This window comes from Plantactinospora sp. B24E8 (genome assembly GCF_039871735.1).
In the GTDB taxonomy this organism is placed as follows: Bacteria; Actinomycetota; Actinomycetes; order Mycobacteriales; family Micromonosporaceae; genus Plantactinospora.
Window position 1 is genome coordinate 185,824 of the sequence record NZ_JBDPMH010000004.1, and the last position, 24,276, is coordinate 210,099.

At 72.2% G+C, this 24,276-nt stretch carries 25 protein-coding genes and 2 pseudogenes; 14 read left to right on the top strand and 13 right to left on the bottom strand.

What is annotated here, in order from left to right; all coding sequences use genetic code 11:
• Nucleotides 1-198: 198 nt before the first annotated feature.
• Nucleotides 199-507, bottom strand: coding sequence for a hypothetical protein (locus ABGB21_RS08975; protein ID WP_347651229.1), 309 nt, complete (start codon nucleotides 505-507; stop codon nucleotides 199-201).
• A gap of 52 nt (nucleotides 508-559) precedes the next feature.
• Nucleotides 560-1,441: a mycothiol conjugate amidase Mca gene (gene mca, locus ABGB21_RS08980; RefSeq protein WP_347651230.1), complete on the bottom strand. Its 882-nt coding sequence runs from the start codon at nucleotides 1,439-1,441 to the stop codon at nucleotides 560-562.
• Between the two features lie 227 nt (nucleotides 1,442-1,668).
• Here mca and ABGB21_RS08985 point away from each other — a divergent pair, with 227 nt between their 5' ends.
• Both ABGB21_RS08985 and greA read left to right on the top strand, forming a co-directional pair.
• Complete coding sequence (locus tag ABGB21_RS08985; protein WP_347651231.1) at nucleotides 1,669-2,103, top strand: DUF4307 domain-containing protein; 435 nt, start codon at nucleotides 1,669-1,671, stop codon at nucleotides 2,101-2,103.
• A 217-nt stretch (nucleotides 2,104-2,320) separates the two neighbouring features.
• Nucleotides 2,321-2,818, top strand: coding sequence for a transcription elongation factor GreA (gene greA / locus ABGB21_RS08990; RefSeq protein ID WP_347651232.1), 498 nt, complete (start codon nucleotides 2,321-2,323; stop codon nucleotides 2,816-2,818).
• Between the two features lie 32 nt (nucleotides 2,819-2,850).
• On the opposite strand, the gene ilvA is transcribed toward greA, so the two are convergent.
• The 4 genes from ilvA to ABGB21_RS09010 all read right to left on the bottom strand — a co-directional run bounded on the left by ilvA (nucleotide 2,851) and on the right by ABGB21_RS09010 (nucleotide 7,707).
• Nucleotides 2,851-4,071, bottom strand: a complete 1,221-nt coding sequence (ilvA, locus tag ABGB21_RS08995) for a threonine ammonia-lyase (protein ID WP_347677301.1) — start codon at nucleotides 4,069-4,071, stop codon at nucleotides 2,851-2,853.
• Nucleotides 4,072-4,105: 34 nt separating this feature from the next.
• Entirely contained in the window at nucleotides 4,106-4,906 is an 801-nt protein-coding gene (locus ABGB21_RS09000) for a DUF4328 domain-containing protein (RefSeq protein ID WP_347677303.1), read from the bottom strand.
• A 131-nt stretch (nucleotides 4,907-5,037) separates the two neighbouring features.
• Nucleotides 5,038-6,438 (bottom strand): amidase family protein, encoded by a 1,401-nt coding sequence (locus ABGB21_RS09005; RefSeq protein WP_347651235.1) that lies wholly within the window; start codon nucleotides 6,436-6,438, stop codon nucleotides 5,038-5,040.
• 126 nt (nucleotides 6,439-6,564) lie between these two features.
• On the bottom strand, nucleotides 6,565-7,707 hold the full coding sequence (locus ABGB21_RS09010) for a cystathionine gamma-synthase (RefSeq protein WP_347651236.1): 1,143 nt from the start codon (nucleotides 7,705-7,707) through the stop codon (nucleotides 6,565-6,567).
• Nucleotides 7,708-7,730: 23 nt separating this feature from the next.
• Between ABGB21_RS09010 and ABGB21_RS09015 the strand changes: the two genes are divergently transcribed.
• Nucleotides 7,731-8,147, top strand: a complete 417-nt coding sequence (locus ABGB21_RS09015) for an HIT family protein (protein WP_347651237.1) — start codon at nucleotides 7,731-7,733, stop codon at nucleotides 8,145-8,147.
• 53 nt (nucleotides 8,148-8,200) lie between these two features.
• Here ABGB21_RS09015 and ABGB21_RS09020 read toward each other — a convergent pair whose 3' ends face one another.
• Entirely contained in the window at nucleotides 8,201-8,707 is a 507-nt protein-coding gene (locus ABGB21_RS09020) for a hypothetical protein (protein WP_347651238.1), read from the bottom strand.
• 188 nt (nucleotides 8,708-8,895) lie between these two features.
• Here ABGB21_RS09020 and msrA point away from each other — a divergent pair, with 188 nt between their 5' ends.
• Complete coding sequence (gene msrA / locus ABGB21_RS09025; RefSeq protein ID WP_347651239.1) at nucleotides 8,896-9,555, top strand: peptide-methionine (S)-S-oxide reductase MsrA; 660 nt, start codon at nucleotides 8,896-8,898, stop codon at nucleotides 9,553-9,555.
• A gap of 156 nt (nucleotides 9,556-9,711) precedes the next feature.
• On the opposite strand, the gene ABGB21_RS09030 is transcribed toward msrA, so the two are convergent.
• Together ABGB21_RS09030 and ABGB21_RS09035 are read right to left on the bottom strand one after the other, a co-directional pair.
• Nucleotides 9,712-10,173 (bottom strand): SRPBCC family protein, encoded by a 462-nt coding sequence (locus ABGB21_RS09030; RefSeq protein WP_347677304.1) that lies wholly within the window; start codon nucleotides 10,171-10,173, stop codon nucleotides 9,712-9,714.
• 176 nt (nucleotides 10,174-10,349) lie between these two features.
• A complete protein-coding gene (locus tag ABGB21_RS09035; protein ID WP_347677305.1) occupies nucleotides 10,350-10,649 on the bottom strand; it encodes a muconolactone Delta-isomerase family protein in 300 nt (99 codons plus the stop codon).
• A gap of 244 nt (nucleotides 10,650-10,893) precedes the next feature.
• Here ABGB21_RS09035 and ABGB21_RS09040 point away from each other — a divergent pair, with 244 nt between their 5' ends.
• From ABGB21_RS09040 to ABGB21_RS09070, 7 genes and pseudogenes are all read left to right on the top strand, one after another.
• Nucleotides 10,894-11,295 (top strand): YbaB/EbfC family nucleoid-associated protein, encoded by a 402-nt coding sequence (locus ABGB21_RS09040; RefSeq protein WP_347651241.1) that lies wholly within the window; start codon nucleotides 10,894-10,896, stop codon nucleotides 11,293-11,295.
• Nucleotides 11,296-11,297: 2 nt separating this feature from the next.
• Nucleotides 11,298-11,630 carry a type VII secretion target gene (locus ABGB21_RS09045; RefSeq protein ID WP_347677307.1) on the top strand — a complete coding sequence of 111 codons (333 nt, stop codon included), beginning with the start codon at nucleotides 11,298-11,300 and terminating at the stop codon, nucleotides 11,628-11,630.
• Nucleotides 11,627-14,350 carry an ADP-ribosyltransferase gene (locus ABGB21_RS09050; RefSeq protein WP_347651243.1) on the top strand — a complete coding sequence of 908 codons (2,724 nt, stop codon included), beginning with the start codon at nucleotides 11,627-11,629 and terminating at the stop codon, nucleotides 14,348-14,350. The genes ABGB21_RS09045 and ABGB21_RS09050 overlap by 4 nt, the downstream gene beginning before the upstream one ends.
• 170 nt (nucleotides 14,351-14,520) lie before the next feature.
• A complete protein-coding gene (locus tag ABGB21_RS09055; protein WP_347651244.1) occupies nucleotides 14,521-14,808 on the top strand; it encodes a hypothetical protein in 288 nt (95 codons plus the stop codon).
• 337 nt (nucleotides 14,809-15,145) lie between these two features.
• Nucleotides 15,146-15,572, top strand: a pseudogene (locus ABGB21_RS09060) (MBL fold metallo-hydrolase); the annotation flags it as partial.
• A gap of 107 nt (nucleotides 15,573-15,679) precedes the next feature.
• The gene (locus ABGB21_RS09065) at nucleotides 15,680-16,204 is read left to right on the top strand and encodes a GNAT family N-acetyltransferase (RefSeq protein ID WP_347651245.1); all 525 of its coding nucleotides are present in this window, start codon (nucleotides 15,680-15,682) and stop codon (nucleotides 16,202-16,204) included.
• A gap of 115 nt (nucleotides 16,205-16,319) precedes the next feature.
• The gene (locus ABGB21_RS09070; protein ID WP_347651246.1) at nucleotides 16,320-17,144 is read left to right on the top strand and encodes a trypsin-like peptidase domain-containing protein; all 825 of its coding nucleotides are present in this window, start codon (nucleotides 16,320-16,322) and stop codon (nucleotides 17,142-17,144) included.
• 59 nt (nucleotides 17,145-17,203) lie between these two features.
• On the opposite strand, the gene ABGB21_RS09075 is transcribed toward ABGB21_RS09070, so the two are convergent.
• Nucleotides 17,204-18,574, bottom strand: coding sequence for a cystathionine beta-synthase (locus ABGB21_RS09075; RefSeq protein ID WP_347651247.1), 1,371 nt, complete (start codon nucleotides 18,572-18,574; stop codon nucleotides 17,204-17,206).
• A 248-nt stretch (nucleotides 18,575-18,822) separates the two neighbouring features.
• A complete protein-coding gene (locus ABGB21_RS09080; RefSeq protein WP_347651248.1) occupies nucleotides 18,823-19,179 on the bottom strand; it encodes a YkvA family protein in 357 nt (118 codons plus the stop codon).
• Nucleotides 19,180-19,416: 237 nt separating this feature from the next.
• Here ABGB21_RS09080 and ABGB21_RS09085 point away from each other — a divergent pair.
• From ABGB21_RS09085 to ABGB21_RS09095, 3 genes and pseudogenes are all read left to right on the top strand, one after another.
• Nucleotides 19,417-20,394, top strand: a pseudogene (locus ABGB21_RS09085) (SGNH/GDSL hydrolase family protein); the annotation flags it as partial.
• Between the two features lie 311 nt (nucleotides 20,395-20,705).
• Nucleotides 20,706-21,497 carry an SGNH/GDSL hydrolase family protein gene (locus tag ABGB21_RS09090; RefSeq protein WP_347651347.1) on the top strand — a complete coding sequence of 264 codons (792 nt, stop codon included), beginning with the start codon at nucleotides 20,706-20,708 and terminating at the stop codon, nucleotides 21,495-21,497.
• Between the two features lie 118 nt (nucleotides 21,498-21,615).
• Entirely contained in the window at nucleotides 21,616-22,878 is a 1,263-nt protein-coding gene (locus ABGB21_RS09095) for an acetyl-CoA C-acetyltransferase (RefSeq protein ID WP_347677310.1), read from the top strand.
• Nucleotides 22,879-22,924: 46 nt separating this feature from the next.
• On the opposite strand, the gene ABGB21_RS09100 is transcribed toward ABGB21_RS09095, so the two are convergent.
• Together ABGB21_RS09100 and ABGB21_RS09105 are read right to left on the bottom strand one after the other, a co-directional pair.
• On the bottom strand, nucleotides 22,925-23,218 hold the full coding sequence (locus tag ABGB21_RS09100; RefSeq protein ID WP_347651348.1) for a hypothetical protein: 294 nt from the start codon (nucleotides 23,216-23,218) through the stop codon (nucleotides 22,925-22,927).
• 214 nt (nucleotides 23,219-23,432) lie between these two features.
• A complete protein-coding gene (locus ABGB21_RS09105; protein WP_347651250.1) occupies nucleotides 23,433-24,188 on the bottom strand; it encodes a Bax inhibitor-1/YccA family protein in 756 nt (251 codons plus the stop codon).
• Between the last annotated feature and the right edge of the window lie 88 nt (nucleotides 24,189-24,276).

The following is a 24,276-nucleotide window of genomic DNA, read 5'->3' on the forward strand; positions in this document are numbered from 1 at the left end:
TCGCCGCGCGCCGGGGCGTCGACCAGCGCCGCGGCCGGGCATGTTGGCGGGGCCCGCCAGCACGGTATGCCGGGCGTCGGGTCTGATGATCATCGGCGCCCCCTTCCGCGCACGGTACGGGGACTTTTGGTCCCCCGGCGGAAGGCTAAGCCAATCCGATTGAGCGCAACAGGGGGCGCCGCGTCGGATTAGCGTGAATCATGGCGTGCTGGGGCTCTTTCCACCCTGGTCAGCGCCCTTGGGAGCGCTTCCATGAGATTCCTCCGCATCGACCGTTCCGCTGTCGGCGGAGACCATCGTGGCAGCGTCCGACGACCCGGGCCCGGCGGTCGGCTGCTCGGGGAACCGGTCGGGCAGCCGACGCAGCCGGGCGTTCATGTTACGGATCAACAGCACGGTGGCGATGGCCAGTACGACGATCAGGAACAGACCCATCGGCCCGGCCAGGCCGCCGGTCCGGGTGTCCCCGAAGTTGTTCTCCGCGAGCACCTGCGCAGCGGTCAGCATGACGGGATTCCTCCGATGTGCGAGTTGTCCCCCACCGTACGCCTGTCCGTGCTCATCCCGCGTGCGTGGTCTCGCGGATCCCGGCGAACAGGTCCGACTCGGGTAGCGGACTGTCGACCAGCGAACGGGCCAGCTCGAAGTCCTCCGTCGGCCAGGCCCGCCGCTGCACCTCCATCGGCACCTGGAAGAAGAAGCCGTCCGGGTCGATCTGGGTGGCGTGGGCCCGCAGCGCGTCGTCGCGGACCGGGAAGTACTCCGCGCACTCGATCCGGGTGGTGATCCGGGGACCCTTGTCCGGCCGGTCCTCCCAGCGCTGCAGCCACTCCGCGTACGGCGACTCCTTGCCGGTGGCCAGCACCGCCTCGTGCAATGCGGTGATCTTGGCTTTGGAGAAGCCGATGTCGTAGTAGAGCTTCGACGGCTGCCACGGCGCGCCGAGCTCGGGATACCGGGCCGGGTCGCCGGCCGCGTCGAACGCCGCGACGCTGATCTTGTGACACATGATGTGGTCCGGGTGCGGGTAGCCACCCTCCTCGTCGTACGTGGTCACCACGTGCGGCCGGAACTCGCGCATCAGCCGGACCAGCGGAGCGGCCGCGACCTCGACGTCCTGCAGCGCGAAACAGCCCTCCGGCAGCGGCGGCAGCGGATCACCCTCGGGCAGCCCCGAGTCGACGAAACCCAACCACGCCTGGTCGATGCCGAGGATGGCCCGGGCCGCGTCCATCTCCGCCCGACGGATCTCGGCGATATTGGCCCAGACGTCCGGTCGGTCCATCTTCGGATTCAGCACGCTGCCACGCTCGCCGCCCGTACAGGTGACGACGAGGACCTGCACGCCTTCGGCGACGTACCTGGCCATGGTCGCCGCGCCCTTGCTCGACTCGTCGTCGGGATGGGCGTGCACGGCCATCAGGCGTAGCTGCTCAGTCAACTCCGGTGTGCTCCCTCGTCGTACCAGGCCGAACCCGTGCCGGCCGGGCTGGTCGGCTGGTCGTGCGACCCGGTGGTTGTGCGGCCCCGCCGTTGGTGCTGGACGGGTGGTGTGGTGCCGTACTCCTCAGGTGGACCTGCCGTCTCCGGCCGGACCTCCGGCTGAGAGGATGGGGCCTACCCATTCTTGCCGATGCCACCGACATCAGTCCCAGGAGATCACCACCGGTGCCCGAGACGCCCACCACACCACCGACCGCCGCCCCGGTTTTCCCGCCCGGCCGGTACGGGCACCGGCGTGCGGGCCGGCAACGGCGTCCCTGGGTCGCGGTGCTGCTGGTGGCGGTGCTGCTCGGGGTGATGGTAGCCGTCTCGTTCCGGCTCTACCGCCAGTACGGCGACCCCAACTACGACGCCCAGGTGATCACCTACACCCAGATCACCGAGACGCAGGTGGTGATCGACTTCCGGGTCACCGTACCGGAGGGCGGGTCGGCGATCTGCGTGCTGCGGGCGCGGTCCAAGGACGGCGCCGAGGTCGGTCGCGAGGAGCTGCGGGTCGCCGCGGAACCGGGACAGCGGCACCTGACCGCCCGGCACCGCCTCGCCACCGCCGCCCGGCCGATCATCGGAGAGGTGCTTCGCTGCCGCCCCGCCGACTGAGCCAGGTCCCCGCCCGCCGCCGGGTCACGACCGCACCCGGCGTCTGAGCGACCGGCGGGGCCGGGACGGCGGGCCGCCGGCCCGGGACCAGGCAGGGCTGGGCCGCCGCACCGCAGGTCCCCGTACGGCGATAAATGACCTGGCGTCCCGTGTGTAGTGCACTGGTAACTTGGTAATTCGTCCCTGTCCGCCGCACGACTACCCGAGGAGATCGTCTGTGTCCACGACCGACCGCGCGGCAGCCACCTGGCTGTCCCAGGAGGCCTACGACCGGCTGCAGGCGGAGCTCAACGAGCTGATCGCCGCTCGGCCGGCCATCGCCGCAGAGATCAACGCCCGACGCGAAGAGGGTGACCTCAGGGAGAACGGCGGCTATCACGCCGCCCGGGAGGAGCAGGGCAAGCAGGAGGCCCGGATCCGCCAGCTCCAGGAACTCCTCCGGACCGCCCAGGTCGGCGAGGCGCCCGCCGCCGACGTGGTGGGACCGGGCTGCGTCGTCACGATCCACTTCGACGACGACACCGACGACACCGAGACCTTCCTGCTCGGTTCCCGGGAGATCGCCGCGACCACCGACCTGACCGTGTACAGCCCGGAGTCGGCCCTCGGCAAGTCCATCCTCGGCGCCCGCCCGGGCCAGACGGTCCACTACACCGCACCCAGCGGCGCCGAGATCAAGGTGACCGTGGTCCGGTTCGAGCCGTTCGGCCGCTGACCGGCCGGGCAACCCCGACCGCCCAGCCGGGCTCAGCCCGGCTGGGCGACGTCAACCTGGTAGCCGCTGCCCCGCAGCGCGCTGATCAGCCGGTCGGAGTGCTCGGCGCCCCGGGTCTCCACCGAGAGCGCCACCTCGACCTCACCGAGCCGCAGATGCGGGTTCTGCCGCTGGTGCACCACGTCGACCACGTTGCCCCGGTGCTCGGCGATCAGGCCGAGCAGTGACGCCAACTGCCCGGGCCGGTCCGCGCAGCGCACGGTGATCCGCAGGAACCGGCCGGCCGAGGCCAGCCCGTGCTCGATCACCCGCAGCATCAGCAGCGGGTCGATGTTGCCGCCGGAGAGCACCGCCACCACCGGCGGCTCGACCGGCACCACCCCGGCCATCAACGCCGCGACCGCGGCCGCCCCCGCCGGCTCCACCACCTGCTTGCCCCGTTCCAGCAGCATCAGCAGGGCCCGCGAGATGTCCTCGTCCGACACCGTCACCACGTCGTCGACCAGTTTGCTGACGTGTGCGAAGGTGACCTCACCGGGTCGGCCGACCGCGATGCCGTCGGCGATCGTCGCGTACGACGGCAGCCGTACCGGCGCTCCGGCGAGCAGCGAGGGCGGGAACGCGGCCGCACCGGCCGCCTGCACCCCGATCACCCGTACCTCCGGGCGCAGCGCCTTGGCCGCCACCGCGAGACCGGAGACCAGCCCGCCGCCGCCGACCCCGGCCACGATCGTGCGCACCTCGGGGCACTGTTCGAGGATCTCCAGCGCCACCGTGCCCTGGCCGGCGATCACGTCCGGATGGTCGAACGGGTGGATGAAGACCGCGCCGGTACGTTCGGCGAAGTCCTGCGCGGCGACCAGCGACTCGTCGACGGTGCTGCCGACCAGTTCGACCTGGGCGCCGTACCCCTTGGTCGCCGCCACCTTCGGCAGCGGCGCGCCCACCGGCATGAAGACCGTCGCGGTGGCGCCGAGCAGGCCGGCCGCCAGGGCGACCCCCTGGGCGTGGTTGCCGGCGCTCGCCGCGACCACCCCACGGTCCCGCTCGGCCGCGCTGAGCCGGGCGATCCGGACGTACGCCCCGCGGACCTTGTACGACCCGGCCCGCTGCACGTGCTCGCCCTTGAGCCAGACCGGACCACCGAGGGCCGCGGACAGTGGCCGGGAAGGCTCCAACGGAGTGGTCCGGATCACGTCGGCGAGCAGTTCGCGTGCGGCGGTTACCTCGGCGAGTCCGACCAGCTCCGTCATGTCCCAGATCGTCGCATCACGGTGGCCGGAATGACTAAGGCGCCGGCACCGCCATGCCGGGCATCACAGGTCCGCGCGGCGCGCCGCGGGCGATCCGGGCCTCCTGCGCCCGGGACACCCGCACCGCGAGCAGCCCGAACGTCACCGCGGCCAGCACACCGGCGACCAACACCACCGAGTTGCGGAACAGCGCCTGCTGGTAGTAGTCGACGTGGGCGGCGAAGTCCGCCGGATCGATCGGCAACGGCAGCTCGGTGAACTGCCCCAGGTCGTACCGGGAGACCGCCTGGCCGCCCCAGACGTAGACCACGAACGACAGCCACCAACCCCAGACCAGACCGGGGGTGCCGGCCCGGAACAGGCTGACCCGGGCGACGTCGGCCATCACCCGGAACGGGATCACCAGGTTGGCGAAGGGCACGAACCAGCCGCCGATCGCCCACCCGGTACGCAGCTCGGGTGCCGAACCGGCGAAGGCGTCTAGGTTGTCCCGGACCCGGTAGCACCAGATGATCACCAGTACCGCCGCCACCAGCACGATCGCCGTCTGGCCGAACGCCAGCACGGCCTCGAGGACCGCGGCCTGGTCGAGGGCGGCCGGATCGAGGTCCCGCTCCGCCCGGCGGGCCAGCTGCAGACCGATCACCGGCGACAGCAGCACCGCCGCGTCGGCCAGCATCGCCAGTGCGACGGCGGCGGTCGCGGCCAGGCCGAACGTCCACACCGAATGGATCTTGACGCCCGGCAGCACGGCCGGCGCGCCGACCGGGGTGTAACAGGTGGGGCAGTCCGACCTACCGGCCGGAATATCGGTGTCGCAGGTCTCGCAGCCCATGGGCACCCGTCCTCGTTCCGTTGACCAAAACGCGCCCACGGTAGTGGAACGGACGACGGAAGAAGATCGATTTTTCGTGCCGGACCGGTACGCGGCGGCAGGGGCGGTCGCCGGGCGCACCGGGGTCACGGTCAACCGGCCGGAGTCGGCACCCTCGGGAAGCCGGGTGCGTGCCGCTGCCAGGGCGCGGTCAGCTCGAACTGCCCGGCGACCCCGAGCAGCAGGAGTTCCGAGCCGGGCGGGCCGACGAGCTGCACCCCGACCGGCAGCCCGTCCGGACGGATTCCGACCGGTACGACCAGCGACGGCAGGCCGGCGATGTTCCACGGCGCGGCGTACGGGGCGTACCGGATGCAGGCCAGCAGGTTCGCCCGCCAGGAGCGACCGGCCCAGTTGACCGCCGGCAGCGGGGCGCTGGCCAGGGCCGGGGTGAGCAGCAGGTCCACCGAGTTGTCCTGGAACCAGGCGATCGACCGCTCCCGCCAGGCCGTCCGGTCCTTCTCCTGGACCAGGCCGCGTCGGTCCGCCCAGGCGCCGAGCGCCGCGTGCCGGCGGCTGCGCCGCTGCAGGGTGCCGGGGTCCAGCTTGAACTCGTCGATGATCCGGCTGGCCGAGGCGAGCCAGGTCGCGACCCCCCGCAGACCGAGCGAGGTCGGATAGACCGGGTCCAGGCTGGCCGTCTCGTGGCCGGCCGTGGTCAGCAGCCGGGCGGCGGTGGTGACCGCGTCCCGGTTCGGGGCGTCGGGGCGTACCCCGACGACCGGCGAGCGGAGCGAGACGGCGACCCGCAGCCGCTCCGGCGGGACCAACTTGTCCGGTCGGCGTCCGGCGAGGACGGCGAAGCCGACTGCGGCGTCGGCCACGGTGGTGGCCAGGATTCCGTGCTCGGTCAGGCCGAACCAGTCGTCGGCGGGCATCTGGCACGGCACCACGCCCCGACCCGGCTTGAGCCCGACCAGGCCACAGCAGGCGGCCGGGATCCGGATCGAGCCGAGGCCGTCGTTGGCCTGGGCGATCGGCACCAGGCCGGCGGCGACCGCGGCCGCGGCTCCACCCGACGAGCCACCCGGGGTACGGCCGGGCTGCCACGGGTTGCGGGTCACCGCGGTGTCGTCGTCGGTCGTCGCGAAGAGTCCGAGTTCCGGCATCCGGGTCGCCCCGACGATGATCGCGCCGGCACCACGCAACCGCCGGACCACCTCGTGGTCGGTCTCGGCGATCGGGGTACGGACCGCAGCCGACCCGTTCCAGGTCGGCAGCCCGGCGACCGGGGTGTTCTCCTTGATCGCCACCGGCACCCCGGCCAGCGGCAGGTTGGCCAGGTCGTCCTGCTCGTCGACCTTCTCCGCCTCGACGATCGCCTCGCCGCCGCGTACCGCCCGGAACGCGCAGAGTTCCCGGTCCGCCCGGGCGATGTGCTCAAGGTGATCCGCCACCACCTGGGTGGCGGAGGTGTCACCACGTCGGACCGCGCGAGCGATCTGCTTCGCGGTCGCGCCGACCCAGGTCGGCATCATGTCCTGCACGGCCACCTCCCCATCGGCTCGTCCGCAGTACCGCCCGGAGCGGGCGGGGTCAGCTCCCACCCTGCCGTACGACCGGCGCGGGCCGCGCCATCCCACGCGGCACGCCCCGGTCACGTACGTCTCCGACGGCGGTCAGCCGAGCGCCTGCTCCAGGTCCGCGAGTAGGTCGTCGGCGGTCTCGATGCCGACAGACAGTCGCACGAGATCGGCGGGAACTTCAAGCGGCGAGCCGGCGGCACTTGCGTGCGTCATCCGGCCCGGGTGCTCGATCAGCGACTCGACGCCGCCCAACGACTCGGCGAGGACAAAGAGTTTCGCCCGGTTGCAGATCTGTACCGCCTGCTCCTCGCCACCGGCGGCACGGAAGGAGATCATTCCGCCGAACCGGCGCATCTGCTTGGCGGCGACCTCGTGCCCCGGGTGTTCGGGCAGGCCGGGGTAGAGGACCTGGGCGACCGCCGGGTGTCCACTGAGGTACTCGGCGATCCGCTCGGCGTTGTCGCAGTGCCGGTCCATCCGTACCGCGAGGGTTTTCACCCCGCGCAGGGTGAGCCAGGCGTCGAACGGGCCGTTGACCCCGCCCATCGCGTTCTGGTGGTAGCGCAGTTCCTCGCCGAGCGCGGCGCTCGCCGCGACCAGGGCGCCGCCGACCACGTCGGAGTGGCCGCCGACGTACTTGGTGGTGGAGTGCACGACGATGTCCGCGCCGTGCGCGATCGGCTGCTGCAGGTACGGCGAGGCGAAGGTGTTGTCGACCACGAGCAGCGCACCGACGTCCTTGGCGAGCGAGGCGAGCCCGGCGATGTCGGCGATGCCGAGCAGCGGGTTGGTCGGGGTCTCCACCCAGATGATCTTCGTCTGGCCGGGGCGGACCGCGGCCCGGACGGCGTCCAGGTCAGAGATTTTGGCCGCCGTCCAGCCCAGCCCCCAGCGCTCGGCGACCCGGGCGAAGAGCCGGAACGTGCCGCCGTACGCGTCGTCCGGGATCACCACGTGGTCGCCCGGCCGGCAGACGGTACGCAGCACCGCGTCCTCGGCGGCCAGCCCGCTGGCGAAGGTCAGCCCGACCGGGCCGCCCTCCAGTGCGGCGAGGCACTCCTGCAGGGCGTCCCGGGTCGGGTTGCCGGAGCGGCTGTACTCGTAGCCGAGCCGGGGATCACCGACGGCGTCCTGGGCGTACGTGCTGGTCTGGTAGATCGGTGGCACCACCGCGCCGGTACGGGGCTCCGGCTCCTGGCCGGCGTGGATGGCAAGTGTCTCGAAGCCGTGACTCATTCCAGTGAGGCTAGTCTGCCCTGGTGGCGGGCTGCGTGTTCTGTGGCGTCGTGGCGGGTTCGGTGCCGGCGTTCCGGGTGCTCGACTCCCCGGAGGGGGTGGCCTTCCTCGACACCCGACCGGTGTTCCGGGGACATCTGCTGGTGGTGCCCCGGGATCATCACGAGACCCTCGGTGACCTGCCACCGGCCGAGGTGCCGGCCTACTTCGCGCTGGTCCGGCGGCTCGCCCTGGCCGTCGAGGCCGGTCTGGGCGCCGGTGGCACCTTCGTGGCGATCAACAACCGGGTGTCCCAGTCGGTGCCACACCTGCACACCCACGTGGTACCCCGGACGAAGGGGGACGGCCTGCGCGGCTTCTTCTGGCCCCGGACGAAGTACGCCTCGGACGACGAGGCCCGGTCGTACGCCGACCGGATCGCCGCCGCGCTCGGCGGGTAGCCTCGGCCGCCCCGCCGGCTGTCCGCGGCTGTCTCCCGTTGTCCGCCCACGCCTCAGGGCGCGGGCAGCGGCTGGAGTTCGGGATCGCAGAGGCGGCAGCCCAACCGCCCCTGGTAGATGTCGTGCGTACCGCAGCGGGCCAGCAGTTCCGGTGCCGGCGGCTCGCGCCAGTCACCCCACGCCGGCGAGTCGACCGGCACCGGCCGGTAGCCGGCCAGCATCTCCCGGTACGTCGCCAGACAGCCGAGCGCGTACGGCGGTTCGTAGCGGAGCCGGTCCCAGCCGTGCCGGGTCGCGGCCAGGTCGACGACGCGCAGGAAGAACAGCTTCTCGTCGGGCCAGTCCGGGGTCCAGGGCAGTTCGCCGAGGTCGAACCCGTCACATCCCCGACCGAGCCGGTGCCCGTCCGCGAAGTGCAGTGCGAGATGCTGTTGCCACGAGGTGTCGGCGACCGCACAGCCGGCCAGGGTGAGGACGTCGTAGAAGACGTCCGTCCCGCCGTTGGAGAGGGTGAGTCGCTCGGGTCCGGTCGACCCCTCGGCGAAGAACGTGTTGGCCACGACACCGGGATTCTAGGCGGGGCCGGTCCGGGCGCGGCACCCGCGACGCGGGTCGGATGTCGGGTATCGACTACCTCGTACCCCCTGTCCGGCTCGCTCGGTCGGGTGGCCTGAGCCACGCCGTGGCGGGTAAGGAATCCTGTCCGTGCCGCGTTACACCGGGCAGAGGTACGAGAGGAGTTCGAACCGTGTTCCTACGGCGGATGAAGGCCGAACTGCCCACCCCCGACCAGGCCCTGCCCGGCCGGCTGATCGCGATGCCGATCTCCGACCGCCACGAGGTGCTCGGCACCTCGCTGAAGGGTCCGTGGCCCGAGGGTGCGCAGGTCGCCGTGTTCGGCATGGGCTGTTTCTGGGGCGCCGAGCGGCTGTTCTGGACCCTGCCCGGAGTGATCTCCACCTCCGCGGGTTACGCGGGCGGCTACACCCGGAACCCGACGTACGAGGAGGTCTGCTCCGGCGGAACCGCGCACGCCGAGGTGGTCCAGGTGGTGTACGACCCCTCGACGATCAGCTACGAGGACCTGCTGAAGGTGTTCTGGGAGAACCACGACCCGACCCAGGGCATGCGGCAGGGCAACGACGTCGGTACGCAGTACCGGTCGGCGATCTACACGACGACGGACGAGCAGACGGCGACCGCGATCGCGTCCCGGGACGCGTTCGCGCCGATCGTCGCGGCGGCTGGCCACGGTGAGATCACCACCGAGATCGGCAAGCTCGGCGACTACTACTACGCCGAGGACTACCACCAGCAGTACCTGGCCCCGACCAAGAACCCGAACGGCTACTGCAACCACGGCCCGAACGGGATGACCTGCCCGGTCGGCGTGGCCAAGACAGCCTGACCCCGGCATGGCGCGGGCGCGCGTCCACGGACCCGCGCCCGCGCTGACGCGATCAGCGGGGTTCCCGAGGCTCGCTGTCCCCACCCTCAGGAACCGCGCTGGACCGTACCTGGGTCCTCGCCACGGGGCATCCCGACCCTCTTCGGGCCGCCAGGGCTACGACTCCAGGTAAGCGGCAAGATTGGCCAGCGAGGAGGCGAGGCCGGCAGCGTGGTCCTCGGCGGAGATGCCGGCGGGGACGTTCTCGGCTCGGAACGTGACCTCCGCTCCGCGGCCGGCTGCGCCGACCTCCCACGTCATCGTCATGGTGCCGGCGTACGACGGATCGTCGGAGACGAAGTCCACCGCCTGCACGACCCGCACACCGGGCACGAGTTCGACGAACTGTGCTTCGACAATGTCGGAGTCCGCCGTCGCCTTGCCCGGCGCCGCCGAGGCGTCCGCGTAGGTCAGAACCATGCGATAGGACCCGCCGGCTCGAGACTCGAATCGCTCGAACCTGCCGCTCATTCCGTCCGGCGGCAGCCAGACGGCAAGCGCGTCTGGATCGACAAGGGCATGGTAGACACGATCAGGCGGAGCGGCGATCACTCGGGTTGCGGTGTCTGTCCGTGACATTGCCGCACTTTACTGCCGCCGCCGCACTTCGGCGTCACCCGATGCGTCAACGGCGGCCTTCCACCGGTCGAGAACGGCGTGCAGCGCCGCCTGCTCGTCGGGCGTACGAATAGTCATGGCGGCCTCCGTCATCCCGGCGCTGACGAAACGGCCGGACAGAACCGTCCGGCGACCGGCTACGAGTTCCGTGGTCCCGGGTCGTTCGGGTGCGGCGACAGCGGCGTGACCGTGTCGTGGCGCCAGACCCGCAGCGGCATCGTCGCGAGAACCTGTTCCAACTGATCGGCGTCGGCGGCCTGGAAGAGGCCCCAGCTCCGCCACTCGCCGGGCGCCAGGGGTGGACGCCACAGCCGGATCAGGTGGCCCTGGTCGGCAAGCCTCGCGGAGTTGGCCGCCTCCCGAGCGCGGATGTCGTCGACCTCCGCCTCGCTGGTTCCCTCCGGCACGGTGGTCACCATCTCGACGAAGAACTCCACGATCGTCCCCTGTCCCCCTCCGCCTTCCGCTCAGGGCAATGCTAAGCGTATTGCCGGCAACCACGCCCGGTGCTTGCGGGAATGCCCGCACCCAGGGTCGTCTCCGCAGGTCTGGCCCCTGGCCGGCGGGTGCCGGACAGTGGACGTCGGAGACGACCGGGGCTACGGCGGTACACACGGGGTGGCGGCTGCCTGGTTCAATCACACTCGCACGCGCGAACGATTTTCATGGGGGGTGTGCATCGTGCTGGGCAGGGATCCGGCCGAGGCCGAGGAGTGGATCCGGTCGTGGTCCGCCCAGGCGTCGGCCCGGGCTGAGGCGGCCACCCAACTGGCCGACCGGGTCGCCACCATCTCGGCGACCGCCGCCAACTTCGACGGCTCGATCCGGGTACGGGTCTCCTCCTCCGGTGCCCTCGAAGGACTCGAACTGGACGACCGGACCCGGGCACTGCCCGGCCGCGACCTCGCCGACGAGATCATGCGTACGATGCGCCGGGCCCAGGCCAAGCTGACCGAGTCGGTCGCGACCGTGGTCAAGGAGACGGTCGGCACCGACACCGAGTCGGGGCAGGCGGTGATCGCCAGCTTCCGGAGCCGGTTCCCCGCCGACGATCCCGACGACGACCGTACGGATCGGAGGTAGCCGTGTCCGGTCAGGACATCCGGATGCCGGTCGACTCGGTCACCCGGCACGCCACCTCGGTCGACGCCGCCGCCGACGCGATGACGACCGCCCATGCCGCGGCCGCACAGGTGCACAGCGACCAGGAGTCGTACGGCAAACTCCTCGCCGGCATCCTGCCGATGCTGCTCAACATGATCTCCGCGTCCGGGGTCAAGGCACTGGACGCGTCCGTCACGACGCTGCGGGACACCGCCGACGCCCTCCGCACCGCCGCCACGAGCGCCGAGTCGACCGACCGGGCCAGCGCCAGCCGGAGCATGTCGATCGCACCGAAGCGTGACCTGCCGCTGTGACCGCGCCGGCCAATCCGCTGGTCGCGGCCCGCGTCGACAGCACCGAGTGGTACACCGGCCTCGGCATCGGCGAGGGCATCGCCGACCTGGTGAACGGCATCGAGTCCGGCAGCTGGGTGGACACGACGATCGGCGGTCTGGCCACCTCGATGGAGGCGCTGGGCCTCGTCCTGGACCCGATCGGCTCGCTGGTCAGTTACGGCGTGTCGTGGCTGATGGAGCACGTGAAGCCGGTCTCCGACGCGTTGGACTGGCTGGCCGGCGACCCGGACCAGATTGCCGCCAACGCACAGACCTGGCGCAACGTCGCCGAGCATGCCGCGAAGGCCGCGGCCGACCTGCGTACCGCCGTCGCGGGTGAGCTGGCCGAGTGGGCCGGGCCGGCCGCGACGGCGTACCGGACGAACATCGGGATCCAGATCGACGCGCTCGGTTCGGCGGCGCAGTCGGCCAACGGGATCGGGTCGGCGGTGGAGGGCGCGGGCCTGCTCGTCGCGCTGGTCCGTGAACTGGTCCGGGATCTGATCGCCGATCTCGTGTCGGTCCTGGTCGCCCGGATCCCGCTCTGGGCGGCGGAGGCCGGCCTGACCCTCGGCATCGCCAGCCCGTGGGTGGTCGCGCAGGCGAGTTCCCTGATCGCGAAGTGGGTCGCCAAGATCTCCGACCTGCTGCTCGGCCTGGTCCGGAGCATCAGCAAGCTGATGCCGATGCTGCGTCAGCTCGACGACATCTTCGCCCAGCTCTGGAGCGCCTTCCGGCGCGCCGCCTCGGGTACCGGCTTCGGTGGTGGCGGTGGGGCTCCCGACATCCGGCCGCAGATGCCACAGACTCCCCAGATTCCACACATGCCTGCCACGCCGGCCGGCCCGGCGGTGCCACCCGGCCCGGCGGTACCGCCCCCGCCCCCCGCCGGTGGTGGCGGAGGCGGTGGCTACGGCGGGGGTGGCGGAGGCGGTTACGGCGGCGGTGGAGCGCCCGCCCCGCCGAGTCCACCGCCCATGCCCGCTCCGGCACCCGCGCCGATACCGGCTCCCGCCCCGGCACCGATGCCCGTCCCGGAGCCGTCCCTCGCCGGGGTCGGCGACCCGGCCGGCACGCCGGCGCCGACAACCACGCCGCCGGGAACGGTCTACTCCTCGGCCAACAACCCACAGCTCGCCGGGGTGAGCCCACCGCCCGGCGCGGTCTACGGTTCGCCACAGAACCCTCCCCCCGGTGGGCTCTACGGAACGCCGCAGAATCCCGGCGGTCCTCCACCGGGCACGGTGTACGGCAGCCCGCAGTCGACCCCCGGCAGCCCTCCACCCGGCGGGCTGTACGGCACACCGCAGGGTCCACCCGGCAGTGCTCCGCCGTGGGCGGTCCACGGGCCACCGCCGTCGGTGTCGCCGGACGGTCTCTCCGGGGCGCCACAGCCGGGTACGACACCGGGTGGTCAGCCCGGCCCGGCTCCCGGAGCGGTTCCCGGCAGCCCGCCCAGCGCTGGCATACCCGGCAGCACACCACCGGGAACGGTGTACGGCACCCCGCAGCAACCTCCCGTCGGTGACCTGGCCGGCTCCCCACACCAGCCGCCGGCCACCGGCACACCCGGTGGTACGCCGGCCAGCACGCCAGGCATGCCCAGCGCACCGGACGTCCCTGCCGCACCGCAGGGCACGCCGCCCGGTGCCCCACACAGCACAACGCCCGGGTCGCCGCCGACGGCCGGCGCTCCCGGGGCACCGACCGGCACTCTCCCCGGCGCGCCTACACCCACACCGGACCTGGCCCACACGCCGAGCGCTGCGTCGCCCGCCCCGGCAACCGGGCCGGGCGCTCCGGACCCCGGAACCGGACCGGGTACGGGCGGCACGTCCCCCTCCTCACCGGGCGGCCCGACCGCTGGAGGCCCGACCACCGGCAGCCCGGGAAGCACCCCTGGTACGTCACCCGGTGCGCCGATGCTGAACGACCTCGACAAGCTCAAGGGGCTTGATCCTGGCGGTCCGTCGGACGGGCCGGGCCACGCTCTCGCACACCCCGACGGGCCAGGTGACGGTCCCACCCACCCGGACGGCCCCGACAACCCGCCCGAGACCGACAACGATTCGCCTGACCATGACGGCGGCGACGGGGACGGGGACGAACCGGCCGACGCTGACGGCGACGACTCCGCCGATGTCCCAGAGTCGGTCGACCACAACGGCCTGACCCAGAGAGATGTTGACTCGATCCGCGCATACAGCGGATACCAGTACAACGAGATAAACACGTTCCTACGCGGAGAATCCCTGGGCGACCGACCGTTCCTCAACCCGGAGGAGATCCCAGACATAGCCAACGGGATTTCCGAAGGACTTGCGAAGCTGCCAGGCCATCATGGTGAGACGTATCGTGGACTCGGCTTCACGACGGAAGCAGAGTTGCAGGATTTCCTCAACAGATACCAGGACGCGCTGTCACACAGAGCGGAGGGCGCCGTCGTCACGGAACCCAGCTTCGTCAGCACCAGCCAGAACAAAGCGATCGCAGAACACTTCAGTGGCGACGTGATGATGCACATAACCGGTGCCGGCGGCGGAAAGGATGTCGACCTCTACAGCGGCCACGAGGGCGAGTTGGAGGTCCTCTACGATCGCGGCACGAGCTTCCGAGTCGACGCCATCGAAGAGTACGAAGAGTACGCCAAGACGAAATACCGGATCTTCCTTACAGAGATCCCGGCACCGGTGAGGTAGGCAGCGACGTGCGCGAAGAAGAGAGCAGTGTTCCTCCTCAGGGTGAGACCGAAGCGGAGCCCCGTCCGGACACTGTCGGAGCCCCGCAGCAGGGCAAACCCTGGGTACACCCGCGGCCGGGCCACAGGTTCAGCGGACCGGTCGGCGTCAGCGGCGACGGCAAGCGCTTCTTGACGGTGTCTCCGGAGGAGCAGGCCCGCCTCGCGGAGTTGCGTCGCCGGGCCGTCGAGAAACGCGACAGGGATCTCGCACACCGCGCCGAGACGATCCGACGCCAGGAAGAGGCCCGCCAGCGCCAGGAAGAGGCCCGCCAGGGTCAGGAGCAGGCCGAGGCCGAGCGTCCCGAGGGCGTAATGCCCCGGGCCGTCGGCCGAGCGACCCCACCGCCCGAGGCCGAGCACCCCGAGGGCGGGGCACCCCGGGCCATCGGCCGGGCGACCCCACCCAACCAGCCCTGACCAGGGCGTACGGGCCACCGCCCGGGGGTGTGGTCAAAAACCGTTGCCGCCGCCGCCCGAGGGTGGATAGCGTGGCGGTACACGGGAAGGGAGGTGGTCCGAGCTTTGTATAGCAATGGGACTCGTGAGGTGGCTGTCCGCTAGCCGCTGTCCTTGACAGTTTCGGTGTCCGCCGTGAGGTGGGCAGCTTCAGAAGTCGTCGAGACCGTGTGGCAGCGGTGCGGCGAATCCACGACAGCCACCCGACCCCCGGGGCGCCGGCCTAGTCCAGTCGGCGCCCGCGTGACCCACGTCATGCGGGAACCCCGGGGGTCGACCATTTCCCCAGGAGTCCGGCGTGACCGTACGCGAGCTGACGGTGCTGGGCACGGCCAGTCAGGTGCCGACCCGGCACCGCAACCACAACGGCTACCTGCTGCGCTGGGACCGCGAGGTGATCCTCTTCGACCCGGGCGAGGGCACCCAGCGTCAGATGATGTTCGCCGGCGTCGCCGCCGGCGACCTGACCCGGATCTGTGTCACCCACTTCCACGGTCGCCGAGGTCGGTCACCTGACCGCCGCCCAGGCCGCCCGGGTGGCAGCCGAATCCGGCGTACGTCGACTCGTCCTCACCCACTTCTCCCAGCGGTACGGCCCGCCGGGGCCGGGTACGCCCGACCGTCCCTCGGCGATCGAGCGGTTCGCCGCCGAGGCGCGTACCCGGTTCGACGGTGACCTGGTCATCGCGGAGGACCTGGTCCGGGTGCCGGTGCCCGCCCGACGGACCGTCGCCGAGCCCCGGTCGGCGGCGCCCGACCAGCCGCCGTCGCCGGTCCCGGACCCGCCGCAGCGGCCTGGGTGATCGCGGCGTCACGTCACTACGATCGGATGATGATCACTCTCCGTCCGGCGGCCGCCCCGGATCTGCCGACCGTCGGCGCCCTGCACCAGTCCTCCCGGGCAGCGGCCTACCGGCACATCATCCCGGCTGACGCCCTCGCCTCGGTCTCCGCCGAGATGATGGGTCACTACTGGTCGGAACGCTGGGCGTACGAGCGGGACACCCACCTGCTGACGGTGGCCGAGCAGGACGGCCAGCTCGTCGGTTTCACCTATCTCGGCCCGCACGATCCGGAGGAACCCGCCTCGGCCGGTCCGGACGTCGGCGAGCTCTACGCGATCCACCTGGATCCGGCCGTTCAGGGGCGCGGGATCGGCCGGACCCTGATGGTCGACACGTTGGCGAAACTCCACGCCCGGGGCTGGTCCCGGGCGGTGCTCTGGGTGCTCGCCGACAACCTGCACGCCCGGGAGTTCTATCTCCGGGGCGGCTGGCGTCCCGACGGCGCCGAACGGGACGGCGACATCGGCGGGGTGCAGACCCCGCAGCTCCGGTACGCGCGCGACCTGCCCTGACGGCCGCCGGGGCGGCGGTAGCGCTTCGCCACGACGGGGGAGACCGGCCGGCTGTTCGCTGTCGGCGCAGCGGCGGGCGGCATCGACGGCCCTCGTCCGGGTGTTGTGCCCGCACATGAACACCGAACACCCCGACCCGGAGTCGGCCGCGCTCGACGCGTACTCCCGGGTGGTCACCACCGTCGCGGCCCGGGTGCTGCCGAGCGTCGCGGCCCTGTCGGTACGGACACCGCGCGGTGCCGGGGCCGGCTCGGCGGTGACCTTCACCGACGACGGCTTCCTGCTCACCAGCGCGCACGTGGTCCAGGGCGGCACCGGCGGATTCGCCACCTTCGGCGACGGCGCGGAGGCCCGGTTCGACGTGGTCGGCACCGACCCGCTCTCCGACCTGGCCGTACTCCGGGTCCGGGCCACCACCACCCGGCCCGTCGAACTCGGCGACGCCGACCCGCTGCGGATCGGCCAACTGGTCGTCGCGGTCGGCAACCCGATGGGGCTCGCCGGCTCGGTCACCGCCGGAGTGGTCTCCGGGCTGGGCCGGTCACTGCCGGCCCGGGACGGCCGGGTCGTCCGGCTGATCGAGGACGTGATCCAGACCGACGCCGCGCTCAACCCGGGCAACTCCGGTGGTGCGCTCGCCGACGCGGCCGGCCGGGTGGTCGGGATCAACACCGCCGTCGCCGGATACGGCCTCGGTTTGGCGGTGCCGCTCAACTCGACCACCCGGCAGATCATCGGCGAACTGGTCAGCAGTGGCCGGGTCCGGCGGGCCTGGCTGGGCGTCGCCGGGGTGCCCGTACCGCTGCCGAACGGCCAGAGCCTGCAGAAACTCATGCTCGGTCCGGCCATCGGCAGTCGACTGCCGGTGACCGTACTGCGCCGGGGCGCGTTTGTCGACGTGGTCGCCGTACCGGCCGAGTTGACCGAGCATCGTGGTTAGGAAGGGCCCTCCTGTCCCATCCTGTGCGGGAAGGGCCCTTCCTGACGACCACGGACAGCTCAGTGGGCGCCGAGGTGGGCGAGCAGGTCCTGCCGGGTGAGTACGCCCTTCGGCTTGCCGTCGACCAGCACCAGCGCGGCGTCGGTCTTCTCCAACAGCCCGACCGCCTCGCTGACCGGCTGCCCGCCACCGATCATCGGCAGCGGCGGCCCCATGTGCCGCTCGATGGTGTCGTGCAGGTGCGCCTGCCCGGTGAAGAGCGCGTCGAGCAGATCCCGCTCGGCGATCGAACCGGCCACCTCGCCGGTCACCACCGGCGGCTCGGCCTTGAGCACCGGGAGTTGGGAGACGGCGTACTCCCGCATGTAGTCGATCGCGTCCCGGACCGTCTCGGTCGGGTGGACGTGGATCAGCTCCGGGATGCCGCCCGGCTTGTTCGCGAGCGCGTCGGCCACGGTCGGTTCGGTGTCGCTGGTGGCCATGAAGCCGTACCGGGCCATCCAGCCGTCGTTGAAGATCTTTGACAGGTAGCCCCGGCCGCCGTCCGGCAGCAGCACCACGACCACGTCCTCCGGGCCGGCCCTGCGGGCCACCTCCAGCGCGGCGGCCACCGCCATCCCGCAGGAGCCGCCGACCAGCAGCCCCTCCTCGCGGGCGAGACGTCGGGTGAGATCGAACGACGCCTTGTCCGACACCTTGATGATCTCGTCGCAGATCTCCCGGTCGTACGTCTCCGGCCAGAAGTCCTCACCGACCCCCTCGACCAGGTACGGCCGACCGGTGCCGCCGGAGTAGACCGAGCCCTCCGGGTCGGCGCCGATGATCCGTACCGCCCCGCCGGACGCCTCCCTGAGGTAGCGGCCGGTGCCGGAGATGGTCCCGCCGGTGCCCACCCCGGCAACGAAGTGCGTGATCTTGCCGCCGGTCTGGTCCCAGACCTCCGGGCCGGTCGTCTCGTAGTGCGAGCGCGGGTTGGCCGGGTTGGCGTACTGGTTCGGCTTCCAGGCACCGGGGATCTCCCGGGTCAGCCGGTCCGAGACGTTGTAGTACGAGCGCGGGTCCTCCGGGGCCACCGCCGTCGGGCAGACGACCACCTCGGCGCCGTACGCCCGCAGCACGTTCTGCTTGTCCTCGCTGACCTTGTCCGGGCAGACGAAGACGCACTTGTAACCGCGCATCTGGGCCACCAGGGCCAGTCCGACGCCGGTGTTCCCGCTGGTCGGCTCGACGATCGTGCCGCCGGGCCGGAGCAGGCCGGCGGCCTCCGCCTCCTCGACCATCCGCAGCGCGATCCGGTCCTTCACCGAACCGCCCGGGTTGAAGTACTCCACCTTGGCGAGCACGGTGGCGGCGATCCCCTCGGTCACCCGGCGGAGCCGGATCAGGGGTGTGTCGCCGATCAGCTCGATGACGTTGTCGTAGTAGCGCACCTCGTCGTGCCCTTCCCGCTGCTCGCCCGCCGGACCGCACAGGCCGGGGCACGGTCGGTGCGGGTGGCGTGCGCGGTCGGGTGACGGATTATGGCTGTTGGCTGGCTGGTGTGGCTCGTGTGGCGGGCCGGCTGTCGGCCACGGTGCCGGCGTGACCGTCGGCCCGGCGAACCGTCGGCCCGGCGAACCGTCGGCCGCGGCCGGCCTGGTTGCCGGTCGCGTACCGCCGCGGTCCAGCCTACGTGCCGTCAGCCGACCACGTGGCCGGGGACCACGCTCTCCCGCCGGGCCTCCCAGACCAGGAAGCGCTCGGTCTCGGCGAGCACCGCCCCGGCGAGCCAGGTCACCAGCAGCGCGTCGTCGGCGAGGCCGAAGAGCAGCATCATCAGTTCTGGCATGGCGTCGATCGGCGAAACCACGTACGCGGTGGCGGCGGTCATCATCGCCAGCCGCAGGCCGCCGTCGTACTCGCCGCGCAGGGTGGCCCGGACCATCCGGGGCAGGGCGCCGAGCCGGCGCCCCAGCGACGGCCCGCCCCGGGAGCCGGCGGACAGCGCGTGGAACAGTGCCTTGAAGGCCGCGGTGCGCCTGAGTGTCTTCGCCATGTCGGTGCCCTCCTCGTCGCCTGGATTCATGATGCATCCGTCCGCAACAGGTCGCTCGTTGCGACCGTCCCCGCTCCCCCGGGCCGCAGGTCGCCGGGCGCGGCGGCAGCATGACCTGGGCTGACCACGACGGAGCGCGGGTTACCCGGCGAGAGGCGTAACGCCGACAGCGCCGGAGCAGGTAACCGAGATAGTCTCGAAGGTCGCGGGGTACGGCGCGACAGGCGGGGGGCCTTGATGAGTCCGGCCGGATCAGTGCAGGCGAAACGGTCGCCGTGGCAGCTCGCCCGGCAGGTGGCCACGGCCACGGCCGTCGGCGTGGGGGTGACCGCGGTGGGCACCGCCGCGACGACCGGCCTGCTGGTCGCCCAGGCCCGGCAGGCCCGCCGGGTGATTCCGATGGCCGAGGCACCGCCCCCACGTGGCGACGGGATCTATGGCGCCAAGTTCCCCGGCGAACCGATCACCATGGTGGTGCTGGGTGACTCGTCGGCCGCCGGCTACGGGGTGCACCGTCCCCGGGAGACGCCCGGGGCACTGCTCGCCACGGGCACGTCGCGCCGACTGCGCCGGCCGGTCCGGCTCTACCGGTACGCCGTGGTCGGCTGCCTCTCCGCCGGGTTGCGCCCGCAGGTCGACGCGGCGCTGGAACGGAACCCCGACGTGGCGGTGATCCTGATCGGTGGCAACGACGTGACGAACCGTACGCCGCCCGCGGTGGCGGTCCGGTTTCTCGTCGACGCGGTCCACCGGCTGCGCGCCGCCGGCGCGGAGGTGGTGGTCGGCACCTGTCCCGACCTCGGCGCGATCCAGCCGATCAAGCCGCCGCTGCGCTGGCTGGCCCGACGGTGGAGCCGTCAGCTCGCCGCCGCGCAGACCGTCGCGGTGGTCGAGGCGGGTGGCTGGACGGTCTCCCTCGGGGACCTGCTCGGCCCCAGGTTCGCCGCCGAGCCGACCCGGATGTTCGCCTGGGACCACTTCCACCCGTCGGCCGAGGGCTACGCGATCGCCGCGGCGGCGATACTGCCGACCGTACTGGCGGCGCTCGGGGTCGGGCCGGAGCGGCGGGCGGCGCAGGTCGGCGATCACGGCGTACGGTCTCTTCCGAAGGCGGCCCACGAGGCGGCCCGGCACGCCGGCACGGAGGTACGTGGCGTCCGGGTCGGTGGTCGTGACCACGGCCCCGGCGGACGGTGGGCGCAACTGCGTCGCCGGGGACACTGGTTCGGGCATCCGCGTGGCGCGGCCGTGGCGGCCGGTCCGGCGGCGGAATCAGTGGCACCGGACCCGACGGCGGCTACCGTGACGCTGGAGACGACGACGGAAACGGCGGTACCGGGCACGGCGGCGGATTCGGCGACGACACCGGCGCCCGGCGGTACGCCGCTGCGGGACGGGACGGCAACGGTGAACGGGACGACATCGCGGGACGGAGCAACCGCGCGGGACGCCACAGCGGCGTCCACAGTAGAGGAACTGGCATGACGGGGCGGGAGGCGTTCGGGCCGACCCCGGCCGGACCGACGATGACCGGTCGGCTCGTCCGCGGTGCCGCCGCCACGCTGATCGCCGGTACGGCCGGCGGGCTCGCGCTGCTGGTCGGCGAGGCCTTCCTGGCCCGCACCCGGCGGTACGCCCAGCCGGAACTGGGCCTGGCCCTGCGCTCCACGGTCGGTCGTACCGGGGCGCCGCCGCTGCGGTTGGTGCTGCTCGGCGACTCGGCGGCGCTCGGGGTCGGGGTGGAACGGGCCGAGGACACGGTGGGCGGTCAACTCGCCCGGCTGGTCTCCGAGGGCGCCGCGCCGAACGGTGGCCCGGAGCGGCAGGTGTGGCTCTCCAGCGTCGGTGTCTCCGGCTCCCGCTCCACCGACCTGGCCACCCAGGTCGCCCGGGCGTTGCTGGGCGAACGTCCGGACGTGGCGGTGATCCTGGTCGGCGCCAACGACGCGACCTCACTGCGCCGTCCGGGCGAGGCGGCGGCCCACCTCGGCGCGGCGGTACGCCGCCTGCGTACGGCCGGGGTGCGGGTGGTCGTCGGCACCTGTCCCGACCTCGGCGCGGTCCGGGCCATCGCACCGCCGTTGCGTCAGCTCGTCGGCTGGTTCGGACGGCGGACCGCGCGGGCCCAGGCGGTCGCGGTCGTCGAGGCCGGCGGCACGGTGGTGGACCTGGCCGCCGAGACCGGTGCGGTGTTCCGGGCCGATCCGGGCACGCTGTGCCACGACGGCTACCACCCGTCGGCCGACGGATACCGCGTCTGGGCGCATGCTCTGCTGCCGGCGGTGGCCCGGGCGGCCGCCGGCACCCGCCAGCGGTAACGCCCGTACGCCGTCCGGTATCTCCCGGTCATCGGCCGGTCGGTGAGCCGATGCGGTCGTACAGGGATTCACCGCGCCCGAGGGCGACCGACGGGGCGGGTGAGGTTAACGTTGCCTCATGTCGACCGCGTCCCCCCGCGAAGCAGTCATCGTCGCCACCGCCCGCTCACCGATCGGCCGGGCCCACAAGGGCTCCCTACGGGAGGTACGCCCCGACGACCTCGCCGCCACCATCGTCCGAGCCGCCCTGGACAAGGTGCCGCAACTCGACCCGAACGAGATCGACGATCTCTACCTCGGCTGTGGCCTGCCCGGCGGTGAGCAGGGCTTCAACCTGGCCCGGGTGGTGACCACCCTGCTCGGGCTGGACACCGTGCCCGGCGCCACCCTCACCCGCTACTGCGCCTCCTCGCTGCAGACCACCCGGATGGCGTTGCACGCGATCCGGGCCGGCGAGGGCGACGTCTTCGTCTCTGCCGGCGTGGAATGCGTCTCCCGGTACGCCCGCGGCAACTCCGACGGCCTGCCCCCGGAGGCGCAGGCGCTGGTCGGCGGCGGCTGGCAGAACCCCCGGTTCGACGCGGCGCGGGCCCGGTCCGCCGCCCGGGCCGAGGGCGGTGCCGCCACCTGGCAGGATCCGCGACTCGACGGCGAACTGCCGGACATCTACCTCGCGATGGGGCAGACCGCGGAGAACCTGGCCCAGGTGTACGACGTCAGCCGGGCCGAGATGGACGAGTTCGGCGTACGCAGCCAGAACCTCGCGGAGAAGGCGATCGCCGACGGCTTCTGGGCCCGGGAGATCACCCCGGTGACCACGCCGGACGGCACCGTGGTCGGCACCGACGACGGCCCCCGCGCCGGGGTGACCCTGGACGGGGTGGCCGGGCTCAAGCCGGTGTTCCGCCCCGACGGCCGGATCACCGCCGGAAACTGCTGCCCGCTCAACGACGGTGCCGCCGCGGTGGTGGTGATGAGCGCCGAACGGGCCCGGGACCTGGGCATCACCCCGCTGGCCCGGATCGTCTCCACCGGGGTCACCGGGCTGTCGCCGGAGATCATGGGACTCGGTCCGGTGGAGGCTTCCCGGCAGGCGCTGCGCCGGGCGGGCATGACCATCGACGACGTCGACCTGGTGGAGATCAACGAGGCGTTCGCGGCGCAGGTGATCCCGTCGTACCAGCAGTTGGGCATCCCGCTGGAGAAGCTCAACGTGATGGGCGGCGCGATCGCGGTCGGTCATCCGTTCGGGATGACCGGGGCGCGGATCACCGGGACGCTGCTGAACGCGTTGGCCTGGCACGACCGGACCGTCGGCCTGGAGACCATGTGTGTCGGTGGTGGCCAGGGCATGGCGATGGTCCTCGAACGGCTCAGCTGACCGGTTGCCCGCCGGTGGCCGGGCCAGGGGCCACCGGCGGCGACGGTCAGAGAGTCTGCCGGGTGGTCGCCAGCTCGGCGGCGGCCTCGGTCAGCACCGCCGGCGGCGGAGCCGCCAGCGCCAGGTCGGTCGCCACCACCCGGAGCTGGTCCGGCAGGGCCAGGTCGTTGTCGAGCCGGGGTACGCCCCGCCGTGGCTGCCCCTCCGCGTCCGCCGCGAGGTCGGCCAGCCGCTGGACAAGCTGGTGCAGCAGATCCGAACGGCGTGCCCCACCGGAGCCGGCCGGTGCCGTCCAGCGAGGTGCCGTCCAGTGGCCGACCTGGTTCACCAGCAGATCCACCTGTCGGCCGAACGACTCGACGGCCGAAGGTCGCCCGGCGGCCGGCCCGGTCGACGCGTCGGCGTCCGGGCCCGGTCCGGTGGTGTGCTGCGGGACCGGCGGGTCGGCCGGCCGGTCGGGTTCGGCGGGGGTCATCGCGGCTGAGTCTACGGCCCTGACCAGGTCTTCAGTGCCCGGCGGGGGGCCGAGCCGCCGGACCGGCGTCGTCCGGCCGTCAGCGGCGGACGTAGCCGAGCAGCCGGAGGATCTGCCAGTAGAGGAAGATCAGGCCGACCAGCAGGCCGAAGGCGCAGTACCAGGCGTACCGGGCCGGCAGGCCGGCGCGCACACTCCGCTCGACCAGGGCGAAGTCGAGGATGAAGGTCAGCGCCCCGACGGTGATGCAGACCAGCGCGAAGACGTACGGCAGCCAACCGACCATGCTGGTGGTGCTGTAGACCTCCAGGGCCTGGCGGCCGGCGGTCAGGTAGACCACGAGGTTGACCAGGCTCAACGCCACCACGCCGATAAGCGCGCCCACCACCAGCCGGGTGAACCGTGGGGTGGCCCGGAGCACCCGCAGGCCGTAGAGCAGCGCCATGCCGAGGAACACTCCGAAGGTGCCGACCACGGCCTGCACCACGATGCCGGGGTAGACCGCCTCGAAGCCACGGCTGGCGACGCCGAGCAGGACACCCTGCAGGACGGCGTATCCGATGATCACGACCGGGTTGGTGATCCGCCGGATCGAGATGACCAGCGCCAGTACCAGGCCGGCGAGGGCCGAACCGAGGGTGGCCAGCCCGGCCCGGTTGCCCGGGACCATGGTCCAGGCGAGCGCGCCGACGGCCCCGGTCAGGACCAGCAGTACGGCGGTACGGATCACCACGTCGTCGACGGTCATGATCCGGTCTGCGCCGATGTCGAGGGCCCGACGCCGCACCCGGTCCGGATCGCCCAGTCGGGTGAGCACCGGGTTCGAACTCTGCACGCCCCAGGCTAACAAAATGGATATTTCGGAATAGCCACTCCCGTCAGTTGGCGCCACAACGGGCGACGCCCGCCCCCGGGTCCGGGGG